The organism is Streptomyces sp. NPDC029041, assembly GCF_040637515.1.
Taxonomy (GTDB): Bacteria; Actinomycetota; Actinomycetes; order Streptomycetales; family Streptomycetaceae; genus Streptomyces.
Map to the genome: position 1 here is coordinate 81,999 of NZ_JBEZWO010000019.1, position 14,753 is coordinate 96,751.

The 14,753-nt window shown below is 72.4% G+C and carries 15 protein-coding genes and 1 pseudogene; 9 read left to right on the forward strand and 7 right to left on the reverse strand.

Annotated features, from left to right (window positions below):
* Positions 1-91: 91 nt before the first annotated feature.
* Both AB0F04_RS34415 and AB0F04_RS34420 read right to left on the reverse strand, forming a co-directional pair.
* Positions 92-343: pseudogene (locus AB0F04_RS34415) on the reverse strand (WhiB family transcriptional regulator); the annotation flags it as partial.
* Positions 344-446: 103 nt separating this feature from the next.
* Positions 447-1,664 (reverse strand): saccharopine dehydrogenase C-terminal domain-containing protein, encoded by a 1,218-nt coding sequence (locus tag AB0F04_RS34420; RefSeq protein WP_362049239.1) that lies wholly within the window; start codon positions 1,662-1,664, stop codon positions 447-449.
* A gap of 104 nt (positions 1,665-1,768) precedes the next feature.
* Between AB0F04_RS34420 and AB0F04_RS34425 the strand changes: the two genes are divergently transcribed.
* Positions 1,769-2,476 carry a TetR/AcrR family transcriptional regulator gene (locus AB0F04_RS34425; RefSeq protein WP_362049242.1) on the forward strand — a complete coding sequence of 236 codons (708 nt, stop codon included), beginning with the start codon at positions 1,769-1,771 and terminating at the stop codon, positions 2,474-2,476.
* Between the two features lie 4 nt (positions 2,477-2,480).
* Here AB0F04_RS34425 and AB0F04_RS34430 read toward each other — a convergent pair whose 3' ends face one another.
* Positions 2,481-3,377 (reverse strand): LysR family transcriptional regulator ArgP, encoded by an 897-nt coding sequence (locus AB0F04_RS34430; protein ID WP_362049245.1) that lies wholly within the window; start codon positions 3,375-3,377, stop codon positions 2,481-2,483.
* A 69-nt stretch (positions 3,378-3,446) separates the two neighbouring features.
* On the opposite strand from AB0F04_RS34430, the gene AB0F04_RS34435 reads away from it, so the two are divergent.
* Both AB0F04_RS34435 and AB0F04_RS34440 read left to right on the forward strand, forming a co-directional pair.
* Positions 3,447-4,064: a LysE/ArgO family amino acid transporter gene (locus AB0F04_RS34435; RefSeq protein WP_362049248.1), complete on the forward strand. Its 618-nt coding sequence runs from the start codon at positions 3,447-3,449 to the stop codon at positions 4,062-4,064.
* Between the two features lie 83 nt (positions 4,065-4,147).
* Positions 4,148-5,428 (forward strand): MFS transporter, encoded by a 1,281-nt coding sequence (locus AB0F04_RS34440; RefSeq protein ID WP_362049251.1) that lies wholly within the window; start codon positions 4,148-4,150, stop codon positions 5,426-5,428.
* A 13-nt stretch (positions 5,429-5,441) separates the two neighbouring features.
* Here the strand turns inward: AB0F04_RS34440 and AB0F04_RS34445 are convergent, their stop codons facing one another.
* The 3 genes from AB0F04_RS34445 to AB0F04_RS34455 form a co-directional block, all read right to left on the reverse strand.
* Positions 5,442-5,897: a cyclic nucleotide-binding domain-containing protein gene (locus AB0F04_RS34445; RefSeq protein WP_053674736.1), complete on the reverse strand. Its 456-nt coding sequence runs from the start codon at positions 5,895-5,897 to the stop codon at positions 5,442-5,444.
* Positions 5,898-6,189: 292 nt separating this feature from the next.
* On the reverse strand, positions 6,190-7,659 hold the full coding sequence (locus tag AB0F04_RS34450; protein WP_362049253.1) for an ornithine decarboxylase: 1,470 nt from the start codon (positions 7,657-7,659) through the stop codon (positions 6,190-6,192).
* A 69-nt stretch (positions 7,660-7,728) separates the two neighbouring features.
* Positions 7,729-7,950: a hypothetical protein gene (locus tag AB0F04_RS34455; protein WP_362049256.1), complete on the reverse strand. Its 222-nt coding sequence runs from the start codon at positions 7,948-7,950 to the stop codon at positions 7,729-7,731.
* Positions 7,951-8,218: 268 nt separating this feature from the next.
* Here AB0F04_RS34455 and AB0F04_RS34460 point away from each other — a divergent pair, with 268 nt between their 5' ends.
* The 6 genes from AB0F04_RS34460 to AB0F04_RS34485 all read left to right on the forward strand — a co-directional run bounded on the left by AB0F04_RS34460 (position 8,219) and on the right by AB0F04_RS34485 (position 12,417).
* Entirely contained in the window at positions 8,219-8,653 is a 435-nt protein-coding gene (locus AB0F04_RS34460) for an ATP-binding protein (protein ID WP_362049259.1), read from the forward strand.
* Between the two features lie 201 nt (positions 8,654-8,854).
* Positions 8,855-9,718 carry an RNA polymerase sigma factor SigF gene (locus tag AB0F04_RS34465; RefSeq protein WP_362049261.1) on the forward strand — a complete coding sequence of 288 codons (864 nt, stop codon included), beginning with the start codon at positions 8,855-8,857 and terminating at the stop codon, positions 9,716-9,718.
* Between the two features lie 31 nt (positions 9,719-9,749).
* Positions 9,750-10,013 (forward strand): DUF5133 domain-containing protein, encoded by a 264-nt coding sequence (locus AB0F04_RS34470; protein ID WP_053674079.1) that lies wholly within the window; start codon positions 9,750-9,752, stop codon positions 10,011-10,013.
* Positions 10,014-10,126: 113 nt separating this feature from the next.
* The gene (locus AB0F04_RS34475; protein ID WP_362049265.1) at positions 10,127-10,984 is read left to right on the forward strand and encodes an ANTAR domain-containing protein; all 858 of its coding nucleotides are present in this window, start codon (positions 10,127-10,129) and stop codon (positions 10,982-10,984) included.
* Between the two features lie 133 nt (positions 10,985-11,117).
* Positions 11,118-11,954: a DUF1206 domain-containing protein gene (locus AB0F04_RS34480; protein ID WP_362049268.1), complete on the forward strand. Its 837-nt coding sequence runs from the start codon at positions 11,118-11,120 to the stop codon at positions 11,952-11,954.
* A gap of 28 nt (positions 11,955-11,982) precedes the next feature.
* The gene (locus tag AB0F04_RS34485) at positions 11,983-12,417 is read left to right on the forward strand and encodes a hypothetical protein (protein WP_362049271.1); all 435 of its coding nucleotides are present in this window, start codon (positions 11,983-11,985) and stop codon (positions 12,415-12,417) included.
* Positions 12,418-12,478: 61 nt separating this feature from the next.
* On the opposite strand, the gene AB0F04_RS34490 is transcribed toward AB0F04_RS34485, so the two are convergent.
* Positions 12,479-14,722 carry an FUSC family protein gene (locus AB0F04_RS34490; protein WP_362049274.1) on the reverse strand — a complete coding sequence of 748 codons (2,244 nt, stop codon included), beginning with the start codon at positions 14,720-14,722 and terminating at the stop codon, positions 12,479-12,481.
* Between the last annotated feature and the right edge of the window lie 31 nt (positions 14,723-14,753).

Sequence of the window (14,753 nt, forward strand, 5' to 3'; positions counted from 1 at the left end):
CGCACAGTTCGGCCAGCGCCTCCATCTGCCGGACGATCTGCGGGGGTTGCGGCGCCTGCGGGGTCGGCCAGGCGATCTCCAGCACACCGTGGCCGGAGCGGCGGCGGGCGGCCGCGCGGCGCTTCAGCGCGCGTCGTTCGTTCTCGCTCGTCCCGCCCCACACGCCGATGGACTGCCCCGTGTCCAGCGCCCATTGGAGGCACTCGTCCTGCACGGGGCAGCGCCGTCGGCACACGGCCTTGGCCTGCTCCGTCTGCAAAAGGGCCGGGCCGGAGGTGCCGATCGGGAAGAAGAGCTCGGGGTCCTCGTGCCGACAGGCAGCGTGGTCTCGCCAGTTGTCCATCGAAGTCACCTGCATCGCAGTAGAAACGTGCTCTCTCGGATGCTTACTCTCTTTCGGGTGACCTGTCGACGCCCGGTGAAACAGGGCGTTCCCGGACAGTCGTTCACTGCTCCCGCATGCCCCAGGGGGAGCCGTAGTCCGTCAGCAGGTCCAGGAACGGCCGGGCGGGGAAGGCCTCCGGGCCGAGAACTCCGGCACCGGACCAGGCGCCCGTGGCGAGGAGTTCGAGTGCGACGACGGGGTTGACCGCCGTCTGCCACACCACGGCCTGGGAGCCGTACTCGGCCATGGACCACTGGTTGTCGACCACGTGGTAGAGGTACACCTCCCGCGGCTCACCGCCCTTCACGCCCCGCACCCATGTGCCCGCGCACGTCTTGCCGTGCATCCGCTCGCCCAGTGTCGCCGGGTCGGGCAGGCACGCCGCGACCACGTCCCGGGGCGAGACCTTCACCGGCCCGTCCGGCCCGGCCACGGTGACCGGGCCGGTGCGGTCCAGGCCCAGCAGGTGCAGGGTCCGCAGCGTCTCGACGAACTCCCGGCCCAGGCCGTACTTGAAGGTCACCCGGCGGGCGCCGACCCAGCGCGGAACGAGCAGCACCTCCTCGTGCTCCACGTTCACGCACTCGACCGGGCCGATGCCCTCGGGGAAGTCGAAGACCTCGGGCTCGCTGAACGGCTCGGTGGTGAACCAGCCCTTCCCCTCCTCGTAGACGACCGGCGGATTGAGGCACTCCTCGATGGTGGTCCAGATGCTGAACGAGGGCGCGAAGTCGTAGCCGTCGACGGCCAGGTTCGCGCCGTCGCGGATGCCGATCTCCTCGATCTCGTCGAAGAGTTCGTCGGCGGCGTACCGCGCGAAGACGTCCGACAGGCCCGGCTCCACACCCATGCCGACGAGGGCCAGCAGCCCCTCCTTCTCCCAGCCCTCGGCCTGTGCGAACTGCTCGTCGCCCAGCTTGACCCCGCACTCCTCGTACGGCCGCTCGGCGTGCGGGCGGGACAGCGACATCGCCATGTCGAGATACGTGGCGCCCGCGGCACGCGCCGCGCGGAACAGCGGCATCACGAAGCGGGGGTCGGTGGCGTTGAGGAGGACGTCGCAGCGGTGCCGGGCGAGCAGGCGCGCGACGGCACTCTCGTCGCCCGCGTCGACCTGCTCCGCCGTGAAGCGCGCGTCGCCGCCGAGCGCCGCGACCGCCGCCTCGGCGCGGCCGGGATCGTAGTCGGCCACCACCATGGCCTCGAAGAACGGCCGCCGGGCCGCGATCCGGGTGATGGCCCCGCCCACACCACCGGCTCCCACGAGCAGTACACGCATGACAGAAACTCCCTTTTTGCGAAGAACGTGACGGGCCCTGGGGGAGATGAAACGCCGCCCTGTGACATAAGGTCAATGGCGTTGGCATAAGGAGGGAGCCCGTCGTGCCCAAGCCCGTGGTGCCCGAGGACAAACGCCGCCGGCGCAGGCCCACCAAGAGCGGCACCGTGCTGTCCGAGGAGCTGATCGTCGAGACCGCGCTGCGCATGCTGCGCGAACACGGCAGCGCGGGGCTGACCGCCCGTCGGCTCGGCCTCGCGCTGGACGCCGACCCGAGCACGCTCTACCGGTACTTCCGGGGCATGGACGAGCTGACCCTCGCCATCGGCGACGCGCTCATCGGGCAGGCGCTTCAGGGGTGGCTGCGCACGGGGGAGTGGCGGGCGGACCTGCGGTCCTTCGGGCTGCGCATCCACGCCGCGTATCTCGCCCATCCGCAGGCCGCGCTGCTGACCACGAACCGCGTCACGGGCCGGGCGCATGAGCTGGCCGCCGACGAGGCCGTCCTGGACGTCCTGCGCACGGCCGGCTTCCCGCTGCCCGAGACCGTGCGCATCTACCACGCCTTCATCGACCAGACCCTGGCCTTCGCCGCGCTGGACGCCGCCTCGCTGGCCCTGCCCAGCGACTCGTTGCACGCCGACGAGGACATGTGGCGCTCCACGTACGCCCGTCTGCCCGCCGCCACCCACCCCCGCATCGCCGAGGCGGCGCCGCTGCTGGCCACCCGCATGCTCACCAGCGCCTACCCGACCGCCCTGGAGATGCTGCTGGACAGCGCGGCGGCCCGGCTGGAGTCCTCGCGGGAGTGAGGTCTCAGGCCCGCAGCGCCTCCGCCGCGGCCGCCGTCACCGTCTCCGCGACCTGCGCGAGCGCCGGCGAGTCGAGCTTCCACTGCTGCCAGTACAGCGGCACGTCGATCGTGCGACGCGGTGCGATGCCGACGAGCCGGCCGTCGCGCAGCAGGGGATCCGCCTGGGCTTCCGGCACCAGACCCCAGCCCAGCCCGGCGGCGACGGCCTGGACGAAGCCCTCGGAGGTCGGCACGTAGTGCCGCAGCGCGCTCGCGCCACCGCGGCCCCGGGTGAGCCCGCGGACGAAGCCGTCCTGGAAGTCGTCGCGGCGGTCGAAGACCACCACGGGCACCTCGCCGAGCGCCCGCGCCAGAGGCCCGCCGAGATGCCGCGCGGCGAAATCCGGCGCGGACACGGGCAGATAGCGCATCCGGCCGAGCGACCGCACCGAGCAGCCCGGTACGGGATCCGGCGACGAGGTCACCGCCGCCATCACCGCACCCTCCCGCAGCAGAGCCGCCGTGTGGTCCTCGTCCTCGCGGCGCAACTCGAAGTAGAGCCGCAGCTCCTGCGGCACGCGGGTGAGCACCGGCAGGAACCAGGTGGCCAGCGAGTCGGCGTTCACCGCCACCGACACCCGGGTCGGCTCCCCGGCACCGCTCAGTCCGAGCTCCGCCTGCGCGTCGTGCTCCAGCCGTGCCACCTGGCGGGCGAGCCGCACCAGGACCTCGCCCGACTCGGTCGGCCGCACCGGCTTGGTCCGCAGCAGCAGGACCCGCCCCGTGCGCTGCTCCAGTGCCTTGACCCGCTGGCTGATCGCCGACGGCGTCACGTGCAGCGCGGCCGCCGCCGCGTCGAACGTTCCCTCGTCCACGACGGCGAGGAGGGTCCGGACCTGGTCCAGCGGGAGATCGGTCATCACGTGAGTTGATGATACGTAAGAATCATTAGCTGGACCGACCGCGGGAGTCTCCGTAGCGTCGAGGCCATGACCAGCACCTTCACCGCCGGCGCCGCCGGTTTCGGCACCGGACTGTCCCTCATCGTCGCCATCGGCGCCCAGAACGCCTTCGTCCTGCGGCAGGGGATCCGCCGCCAGGCCGTCCTCGCCGTCGTCGGGATCTGCGCCCTGTCCGACGCGGCACTCATCACGCTCGGGGTCGGCGGGGTCGGCGCGGTGGTGGTGAAGTGGCCGGGCGCCCTCACGGTCGTCGGCTGGACCGGCGGCGCCTTCCTGCTGTGCTACGGCGCCCTGGCCGCCCGCAGGGTGGTCCGGCCGGACGGAGGCGCACTGCGCACCGAGGGGGAGCCGGCCGGGACGGTGCGCCGGGCCGTGCTCACCTGCCTGGCGATGACCTGGCTCAACCCGCACGTCTACCTCGACACCGTGTTCCTGCTGGGGTCCGTCGCCGCCGACCACGGCTCGCTGCGCTGGACCTTCGCCCTCGGGGCCGTGCTGGCCAGCCTGTGCTGGTTCACGGCCCTCGGGTTCGGCGCCCGCATGCTCGGCCGTTTCCTCGCCAGGCCCGCCGCCTGGCGGATCCTGGACGGTCTGGTCGCCGCCACCATGATCGTGCTCGGGGCCGTGCTCATCGCCGGAAGCTGAGAATCGGCCGCCCGCCGGCCGGCGGGCGGTGCGATAGTGATCCCGCCCTGAAGGTGTAGCGACCATCGAGAGAATGGCGGCGCGTGGACACGAATGAGAGCACGACGGACAGGCGGGAACCGGAACCGAAGGCGCCCCGGCGGCGCTGGGCGATGGACACCCGCCCCCTGCGCCGCCCCGCCTACCGGCGGCTGTGGGGCTCGACGGTCGTCACGGCCGTCGGCAGCCAGCTCACCGCCGTCGCCGTCCCCAAGCAGATCTACGACATCACCGGCTCCTCGGCCTGGGTGGGCGCCGCGAGTCTGGCCGGCCTCGTGCCCCTGATCGTGTTCGCGCTGTGGGGCGGGGCCGTCGCCGACGCCATGGACCGGCGCAAGCTGCTGCTGATCACCAACAGCGGCATCGCCGTCACGTCGCTGCTGTTCTGGCTCCAGGCCTTCGCCGGACTGGAGTCGGTGGCCGCGCTGATGCTGCTGCTCGCCGTGCAGCAGGCCTTCTGGGGCCTGAACGCACCGGCCCGCAGCGCCTCCATCGCCCGGCTGGTCCCCACGGACGAACTGCCCGCCGCGAACGCCCTCGGCTCGACCGTGATGCAGACCGGCCAGGTGGCCGGCCCGCTGCTCGCCGGCGCCCTCATCCCCGTGATCGGCCTGCCCGAGCTCTACCTCATCGACGCGCTGGCGCTGTGCGTGACGGTCTGGGCCGTCTACCGGCTGCCCTCGCTGCCGCCCCTGGCCGGCACGGCGGTGCGGCGCGCGGGCCTGAAGGAGATAGCCGCCGGTTTCCGCTACATCTCCGGCCACACCGTGCTGCTGCTGTCCTTCCTCGCCGACATCGTCGCCATGGTCCTCGGCATGCCCCGCGCCCTCTTCCCGCAGCTCGCCTCCCAGACCTATGCCCCCTACGGCGAAGGGCTCGCGCTGGGCCTGCTCTTCGCGGCGATCCCCATCGGGGCGGTACTGGGCGGACTGTTCTCCGGCACCTTCTCCCGGGCCCGGCGGCACGGCCTGATGGTCATCGGGGCGGTGGTCGTCTGGGGCGTGGCCATCACGGGTTTCGGACTGAGCGGCAGCCTCTGGGTCGCGGTGGCCTTCCTCGCCCTGGCCGGTGTGGCCGACATGGTCTCCATGGTCTTCCGCGGGGCGATCCTGCTGTCCGCCGCCACCGACGAGATGCGCGGGCGCATGCAGGGCGTCTTCACGGTCGTCGTGGCGGGCGGGCCTCGCCTGGCGGACGTGCTGCACGGCACCGCCGGATCGGCCTTCGGCCCCCGCACCGCCGTCGCGGGCGGCGGACTGCTGGTCGTCGCGGTGATGCTGGTGCTGGCCACCGCGGTACCGGCGCTGCGCCGCTACCGGGTCTGAGGTCCCGGGCGGCTCACAGGGCTCCGCGCCGGTGCAGCGTGTACTGCTCCATCAGCTTGCCCCGGGTCATCTCCAGACGGTGGGCGAGCACCTCAGCCACGTTGCGCACCAGCATCATCCCGAGCTCCGGGTCCTCCCGGCACAGCTCCAGCACGGCCCCCGCGTCGAACTCGTAGGCCCGCACCGGGCTGAACGCCACCGCGCCGAAGTCCCAGGTGTACGGAGGGAACAGCCATGACCAGCCGAGCAGGTCGCCCGCGCCGAGGCTGGCCACGGTCACCCGCTGCAGGGAGTTCACCTGCTGGTCCAGGGAGACGGCGCCGGAGCGGATGACCCAGAAGCGGTCGGCCGTGCCGTCCGCCTCGAAGATCCGGGCGTCCTCGGGGAAGGACACCTCCCGGGCGAGCGTCATCAGGCGCTGCCGCTGGGGCGGAGGCAGGGCGGTCAGGAGTTTGATCGCTTTGGTCATGACGCGGAGCTCCTCGCCGGGCGGTCGACTGCGGTGGTGTGCCAAGGGGCCTTAAGCCCATTTCAGCCGCTGCCGGGGCCGTGGGCACCTCGGCGTAGGGGACTTCTTCCGGCGGGCCGCCCGGGCATGAAGAAGCCCTGGCTGGACGGGGGGGACCAGCCAGGGCCGTACGCGGTGGTGCACGGAGGACCAGGAGTCGAACTCCGTCACCACGTATACATGAACCGTAAACCATTCGAGGGGCGGGTGTGCACCCGAAGACCGGGTTGCGTGACCCGTTTCACGCCCGGGGTCACCGTGCGAGCACCCGCACCGTCTCCAGCTCCGCGTCCTCGGGGTCGGGCAGGTGCATGCCCGCGTCCAGCCCCGTCCGCAAATACGCCAGCACCGGTTCCGTCAGGCGCTCACCGGGAAGGACGGCGGGAATGCCGGGGGGATACGGCGTGATCATCTCGGCCGCGACCCGCCCCGCCGCCTCGGACACCGGCACGGCTTCGGCCGGACCGAAGAACGCGTCCCGGGGCAGCACCGCCTGCTCCATCCGCAGCTCCGCCGGCGACGGCACCTCCACCCGCGGCGCCCTGGGCAGATCAGGTGCCGCCCGCGCCAGGTCCCGCAGCGCCTCCAGCAACTGCCCGGTGGTGTCCCGGTCGTCGCCGTGGGTGATCTGCGCGCCGATCCGGCGGTGGTCCACCAGGTGCGCGTCGATCCGCCGGTGTTCACGCAGCCAGTCCGCCGCCTGGAAACCCGTGATCCCGAGCTCCGTGAGGTCGATGACGCCGGGCAGCGGATCGAGGTCGTCGGCCAGTCCGGGGCCGCAGAAGTCGTCCCGGCCGTTGACGTGCAGGCCGTCGATCTCCTCGATGGAGGCCCGGACCTCGGCCGCCAGGTCCAGCGCACCGCCCATCAGTTCCTTGCCGTGCAGCGCCATCTGCCGCCGCCAGCCGTCGAGACCCGCGAAGATCAGCACCGACGGGCTGGTGGTGCCCAGCAGGTCCGCGCGCATCCCCAGCAGCTCCGGCGGCACCAGATCGCCCTGGAGGTGGAACACCGAACCCTGCTCCAGACCGCTGCCCATCTTGTGGATGCTGGTCACGCAGATGTCCGCGCCCGCGTCCATCGCCCACGACGGCAGATCGGGATGGAAGGGCAGGTGCGCACCCCACGCCTCGTCGACGATCAGCGGCCGCGAGCGCCGGTGACACACGTCGGCGATCGCCCGCAGATCCGCGCAGCCCCCGTACGGCGTGGGACTCGTGACCAGGGCGCCGCGGGCGTCCGGGTGGGCGTCGAAGGCCTGCTCGAACTCCTCGGCGGACGGGGGGTGGGCGAGGTTCCGCTCGGCGTCCCAGCGGGGCTCGACCCAGACCGGCTCGATGCCGGAGATGATCAGGCCCGCCACCACCGACTTGTGCGCGTCCCGCCCCACCAGCAGTTTCTCGTGCGGTCCCGCGACCGACAGCATCGCGGCCTTCACCGACAAGGAGCTGCCGCACGTGCTGAAGAACGTGTGCTCGGCACGCACCGCGTCGGCCATCAGCTCCTGCGCGCGTTGCAGCACCCGGCCACGGGTCAGCCGGTCGTCCAGCCCGCCCGAGGCCAGCACGTCCCCGTGGAACACCGCGTCACCGAGGATCTCCCGGACCGCCGGGTCCGCGCCGCGGGCCTGCTTGTGCCCGGGCGGTGTGAACGACAGATGCCCCTTGCGACGGTACTCGTCGAGGGCTTCCAGAACCGGTGCTCGCGTGTGGTCGGCTGTCATGCGCACCGGGTTCCCGGCGTGTGCCCCCGCAATCCGGTCTCACCCGGACGGCCCGGGGGAGTCCTCCGGTCAGCTCTCCGGCCCGTGCCTGCCCGGCGTCACGATCTCGTCCAGCACCCGCAGCACCGCCTCGTAGGACATCCGCCGCACGGCCGCGTCCCGGGCCCCCTGCGGGTCGGTCGCTTCCAGTTCCTCGCTCCTGGACCGCCACGTCCGCTCCTCCTGCACCGCGCACTCCCTCGCACGCCGGATGCGCCGCAACAGCTCGTCAGAATCCACCACATCGGTCATGCGTCCCGCGTACCCGCCCAGAGCGCGGAGATGGCACCGGCCACCCGGCCGTTCGAGGCGTCTTCGGGCCCTCCGGCCTGACCGGAGGTTTGCAGGTGCGGTCAGAGGTGAGCCGAAGAGGAGGACCGCGGCGCTCACGCGGTGCGCGCCCCGAACGCCGCGGCAGGTCGAGCAGACAGTGGGTCCGAGGGCCCGGGCAGGCCCCCGCGGGCGTCCCGGAACGCGGTCCGGACCCGTTCATCCGTCCGTGCTTTCAGGGAGCTGCAGAATGTGCGAGGAGCACATGATCGAATCCGTAGGCGAGCCGCCCGGCGCTCACCGGGCCCGGCCGTGCAAGCCCGCCGAGGCGCGCCGGGCGGTGGAGCTGGCCGTGGCCGAACGCTGCCGGGCCACCCGCACCCCGTGCGACACGGCCGCCCTGTCCGACGCACTGCTCGTCGCCTCGGAGCTGACGACCAACGCGATGCTGCACGGCGGCGGTGTCACCGACTTCCAGGTGGACGTCGACGACCCCGGCGTGCGCGTCTCGGTGAGCGACCGCAGTGACGCGCTGCCCGTGACGGCACCGCGCACCGACCCGCACGGACGCATCCGGCACGGCGGCCACGGCTGGCCCATCGTCTGCCGGCTGGCCCGCGACGTCCGGGTGTCGGACCTGCCCTCCGGGGGCAAGTGCATCACGGCCGTCGTGCCCCTGTTCTGAACGCCCGTGAGACGGGCCCCGACAGATTGCACTGCAAAGCGGAGTTTGTTCCCCCGGGTGCAGGGCAGACGCAGTTTCGTGCTTCGGACCGGAGGCGCGCCAGCGGGAGCGGTATGACTGCCCCGGAGGCCCCTCCAGGCGATCCGGGCGGCGTCCTTCCCGCGGTCAGTCCCTGAAACCACCGTTCAGGAGCGAATCCGCATGCTCATCGAAACGCCCACCCATCGTCCCGGCACGCCCGAAACGACGACCCCCGCTTCCCGGCGGCGTCACGACGACGCCCCCGACACCGCCGCCCTCTTCGCCCGGATGGCGGAGCTGGAGGAGGGTCCCGAGCGGGAGGCCGTCCGGGACGAACTGGTCACCTTGTGGCTGCCCATGGCCCACCGGATCGCCGGCCGCTTCCGCGACCGCGGAGAGTCGATCGAGGATCTCCGGCAGGTCGCCGCGCTGGGCCTGGTGAAGGCCATCGACCGGTTCGACCCGAGCCGGGGTGCCTTCGAAAGCTACGCCGTCCCGACCATCACCGGCGAGGTCAAGCGGCACTTCCGGGACCGGATGTGGGCCCTGCGGGTGCCCCGCCGTGTGCAGGAACTGCGCAACAAGGTGCGGGTGGCACGCCGTGAACTCACCCAGAACCCGGGCAGCCCCGAGCCCTCCGTGGCGGACCTCGCCACCCACACCGGCCTCAGCGAGGAAGAGGTCAACGCCGGGCTCGAGGCCCTGGACAGCTTCAGCACGCTGTCGCTGGACGCCGAACTCTCGGCCGACGACGACGGCTACAGCCTCGCAGACACCCTCGGGGCGGCCGATTCGTCCTTCGACGTCGTCGTGGACCGCGAGTCCGCCAAGGAAGGCCTGCGCCGCCTGCCGGAACGGGAACGGGCCATCCTCTACATGCGCTTCTTCGAGGACATGACCCAAAGCCGTATCGCCGACCATCTCGGCATCTCACAGATGCACGTCTCCCGCCTCATCAGCCGCAGCTGCGCCCGGGTGCGCGACGAGGTCCTGGGGCAGCGGACGGGCAACCGGGGCACCGGCGGCCCCTCCACGACGGCCTGACCACCCGACATCACGAGGAGCGAAACCCACCATGCTGAGGCCCCACCCCGCCGTGCTGCGCCGGCTCGTCGACGAGTACGAGGCGCTGGCCGCCGCCGAAGCCACCGGCGGACCGGCGGAGCAGAACCCCCGGGTACGCGACCTGGCGTACACGCTGTGCGTGTCCACCGGCACCCGGACCGTCGAGCGTGCCCTGGAGGCCGCACACCAGTGGCTCGCGAGCGCACCCGCACCGGTTCGCGAACCCGCCGCGCCGATGACCGGGCGGCGCATGCCGGTCACCGAGCCCGCCTGATCCCGGCGCGCCACTGAGCGACGGGGAGGACGAGGCCGAACGAGGGCCCGGCCGGCGGCGCAAGCCGCGGCCGGGCCCGTTCGTGCCATGACATCGACACGCCAGGAGTTTCCATGTCCACAGCGGGGCGTGAGGCGACCACCTGCGACGGCGAGCTGGAGCGCCTGCGCGCCGAGGTGCGCGACCTGCGGGCCCGCGCCCGCGTGCGCCCGCTGATCTCGCAGGCGCAGGGCATTCTCCAGGAGCGGTACGCGCTGCCGGACGGGGAGAGCGCCTTCGCCCTGATGCAGCGGGCGTCCCAGCTGCACAACGTCAAGCTGCGCACGCTGGCCGGCATGGTGGTGACCGCGCCACGGCCCGAGGCCCGGGACGCACCCTGGTTCCCGGGGCGGGTGCCCGAGCCGGAACCCGACCTGACGTTCACCCGGGCCCACCGGTCCGGGGCCGGCAGCCGCGGTGCCGTCCTCAAGGCCGTACTGCGCTCCACCCTCACGGTGGTCGGCACCGACATGGGCAACGTGCAGGTGACCGACCGGGCGCGAGGCGGCCTGAGCATCGAGGAGCACACCGGCCTCACGGCCGACTTCGTCGACTTCTTCGCCCACGTCGGCGAGGACGGCACGTCCTGCGCGCAGGCCGCCCGGGACGTCGCCCAGATCACCGTCCACGACGTGGAGAGCGACCCGGTGTTCTCCGAACCGGCCCGCCGGGCCATCCTCGCCGCGGGCAGCAGAGCCTGTCACAGCGTGCCCCTGACGACCGCGTCCGGACTGTGCGTCGGCATGGTCTCGGCCCACCTGGACCGGCCCCTGGCCGGACTGACGACGGCCCAGACCAAGGCGCTGGACACCGTCGGCGGCCAGGCGGGCCGCTGGCTCGCCTGGCACGACCGCACCGTGGTCCTGGACGCCCTGGAGGACCTGCACGCCCTCGGCCGCGCCGCACACGGAACGAGGCTGCGCCGGTCCTGAGCCCGTGACGGGTGGGGCGCAGCCGTGCCGCTGGGGAGTCAGAACCCGGCCGACAACCGGAATCCCCTGGTCCGGAGGTTGTGCAGGGTGTGTGAACGCCGACCCGGGGCATTTGGACTGCCGGGAGGTCTACATGAACACGAGTGCGACGGCACAGGGCGGTCAGGTGCGGGCCCGGCGGATGGCGCGGGGTTCGGTGACCGAGGGGGCGGCACGGGCGGGTTTCGCCGCCCGGGGTGTGATCTATCTGCTCGTCGGGGCGCTGGCCCTGCAGATCGCCTTCGGCGACACCGGCCATCAGGCCGACCGCGGAGGAGCCCTGCAGGAACTGGCCCAGAAGCCGTTCGGCGCGGTACTGCTGTGGGCGCTGGGCATCGGGCTCGTCGGCATGGCCCTGTGGCGGCTGTCCGAGGCCCTCTTCGGCTCGACCGGCAAGGACGGCCGCAGCGCACGCAAGCGGCTCATGGCGACGGCCCGGTTCGTCTTCTACGTCTTCGTCGCCTACTCGGTGCTGACCTTCGCCGTCAGCCGCCACCAGAGCGGCGGATCCAGCGACCAGCAGTCCCGGGACGCCACGGCCAAGGCACTGGAGATACCCGGTGGCCAGTGGCTGGTCGGTGCGGCGGGGATCGGCGTCGTCGTGGCCGGCGGCTGGATCGCGGTACGCGCGGTGATGCGCAAGTACCACGACAAGCTCCGGCTGGGGCAGATGAGCCACCGGACGCGGCAGCTGGTCGACGTCACGGGCGTGGCCGGCGGCGCGGCCCGGGGCCTGGTCTTCGCGGTGGCCGGTGTCTTCGCCGTCCGCGCGGCCATCGACTACGAGCCCGACAAGGCCAAGGGTCTGGACGACACCCTGCGCACCTTCGCCGAGACTCCGCTCGGCCCCTGGCTGCTGGCGTGCGTCGCGGCCGGGCTGGTGCTCTTCGGGGTGTTCTCCTTCGCCATGGCCCGGTGGCGGCGCGTCTGAGCCGCGATTCGCGGGGAACACGATGCCAATGAGCGATTCCGAGATTCCGCATGGCGATGGCCGGCCCGTGGACATGTACCTGGACCTCCTGCGCATCCGGATGGACACGGAGGACTACCGCCTTCTGATGCGCGCGGTGGAACCCGTCCTGGAGGCGATCGAAGAGGAACGCCTGTCCAGCCTCGACTTCGCGCTCGACTCCGGGGGCGACGACGAACTGCCCCAGGAGGTCCGTGACGAGGTGGCGCTCGTCATCGCCACCGCCGTCACCGGCCGCCTGGACAACGAAGTGGTCGAACTGAACGTCGACGACACCGGCCCGGTCAGGATCGTCACGGACGCCACCACCGCGTCCGATCCCATCCGCCTCGGCGAGATAGCCGACTACATCCGGGACCGGCACAGGCAGACCGAGGAGCTGCGGGGCATCGCCGAGGTCAGCGGGCTGCCCACGGACTTCTGAACGGCAGCGGCTCCGTGTCCCTTCTCGATGGGCCCGAAGGGCTCTCACCGCACGGGGACCCTCACCCCTTGGGCGCCGCCACCGGCACGTCCAGCGGCCGGGCCAGGCCCACCACGGCCTCGTCCAGCCGCTCCAGATGCCGCAGCACGCGATCGGTGATGCGGCCGTAGCGCGGTGTGCCGGCATCGGACCCCAGCAGGGAGGCGATGCTCGGCCCGGTCTCGACCTGCGCGCCCGCGTGCTCGTCGGCGACCCGGGCCGCGATCGCCCCGATGTTGCGCACGGTGCGCCCCGCGGCCCCGCGCAGGCGCGGGTCCGCCGCGATCGAGGGGTGCGTGGGCAGCAGCTCCGCGGTCGCCGCCAGGGTCCGCGCGTGGTAGGCGCACGTCTCCAGCAGCGCCACCACGTAGCGGGCCGTGTTCCGCCGGGTCCGCAGCGGAGTGACCGGGTGGATCAGCGGCTGGGTCGCGGCCCGCAGATCGGCCAGTGACTGGTCCAGATCGCGCGCCTTGTCCAGCAACTCGTCCGCCGGTCCGCCGCTGAGCTGGCCGACCGCGGCCTCGGTGACCTCGGCCAGCCGCTCCAGCACGGTGCCCAGCAGCTCGTTCGTACGGCGGTCCGTCTGCACCGGCAGCACCAGCGCCGCCGCGACCACCCCGCACGCCGCGCCGAGCGCCGTCTCCTCGATGCGCAGCACGAGCACGTCGAGGCTGTAGGTGTGCAGCAGCGTGTAGAGCAGCCCCAGCATCGCGGTGACGAAGAACGACATCAGGGTGTACGACAAGGGCGCCGAGTAGAACATCGCGAAGATCAGCACCAGGACCAGGGCGAACGCCGTCCAGGTGTGGTTGCCCACCAGCCCCGCCAGGACGATCCCGGCCACCACGCCGAACACCGTGCCCAGCAGCCGCCGGTACCCCTTGACCAGGATCTCGCCCGTCGAGGCAGTGTTGAGGAAGACGATCCAGCACGTCAGCACCGCCCAGTACCAGCGCTGCGTCGACAGCAGTTCGCCGCCCACGATGGCCAGCGCGGACCCGACGGCGACCTGTACGGCCGCACGCGTGGTGGGCCGTCGCAGCCCCGTCTCCTCCTCCCGCGCCGTCTCCTCGCCGCCGCCGTCGATCGCCGCGTCCTCGGCGTCCAGTTCCTCGCGGGAGCGGGCCGTGGCGGGAGTGTCGTCCGACTCGTCCTGAGGACCGTCGAGGGCGATCCGCAGTCCGAGCACAGCGCGGGCCGACTCGCCGATGCCGCGGAAGACGTCCTGGACGGCGGCCGAGGCGGGCGGCAGGTTCTCCTCGTCGCGGTAGCCGAGGAGCCGGTTGCGCACATGGGCCAGACCGGTGCCCGCGTCGCCGCTGCCGGCCCGCAGCACCAGCGCGTGCAGCGCCCGCAGATCGCGGCGCAGCGTGGCGCCCGCCTCGTCCGGCATCTCCGGCCCGCTGAGCGACGGGGCGGGCGCGCCCGGCAGGTGCAGAGTCAGCGTGTCCGCCCGTTCGGCGGTGCGGGCGGTCAGCAGCAGCAGACCGAGCCGCTCCGCGGCGATCTCGGCGTCCGCGATCCTGCGCTGCACCAGCCGTGCCGCCGACTCGTCCGGGGTGCCCTCCTCCAGCCGCCCCTGGATCATCATCGCCGTCTCGTGGAGCCGGGCGGTCCCCTCTCGCACGGCCTGAAGTGCCTTGTCCATCTCCTCCGCGGAGGCGTCGAGAAGTTCCGTCTGCGCGGACACCAGCTGGGCCAGCCGGGCGCGGAAGGCCAGACGCAGCCGCAGCAGCACACCCGCGGGCGTCGCGGGCACCACCGCGAAGCGCATCAGCGCACTGGAGCAGAACGCCAGCGTCATGGCACCGCACAGGGCCGGCAGCGTGGCGACGGTGGCGCCGACGAACAGGGACAGGAAGTAGACCTGAAAACCGATCAGCCCGAGCGCGGTGCCCCGGTCGCCGAACCGGCGGCCGTAGACAGCGCAGAAGATCAGGACCACGAAGAACGCGTCACCGACGACGACACGCGTGTTGAGGACCGCCCCCAGGGAGACCGAGGCCAGGGCCACCGGCAGTCCCAGTGCGAGCGTCACCGCCTGCGCACCGAGCTGCTTCTCGCGGATGGCGAAGGTGGCGACCATCGCCGCCATGGCCCCGGCCACCAACAGGTGCACATCGGCCCGCAGCAGGGACAGCACGGCCACGGTGAGGGCGATCGCGCCGACCGTTCGCAACCCGGCCGTCAGGCGCAGCAGTCCGGGGTCGGACGCCGCGATCCGGTCCCGCAGTCGTGCCCGTACCGCGCGTCCCGCTGCCCTCACGCCGCCGCACTCTCTCCCTGCTCACACCAAG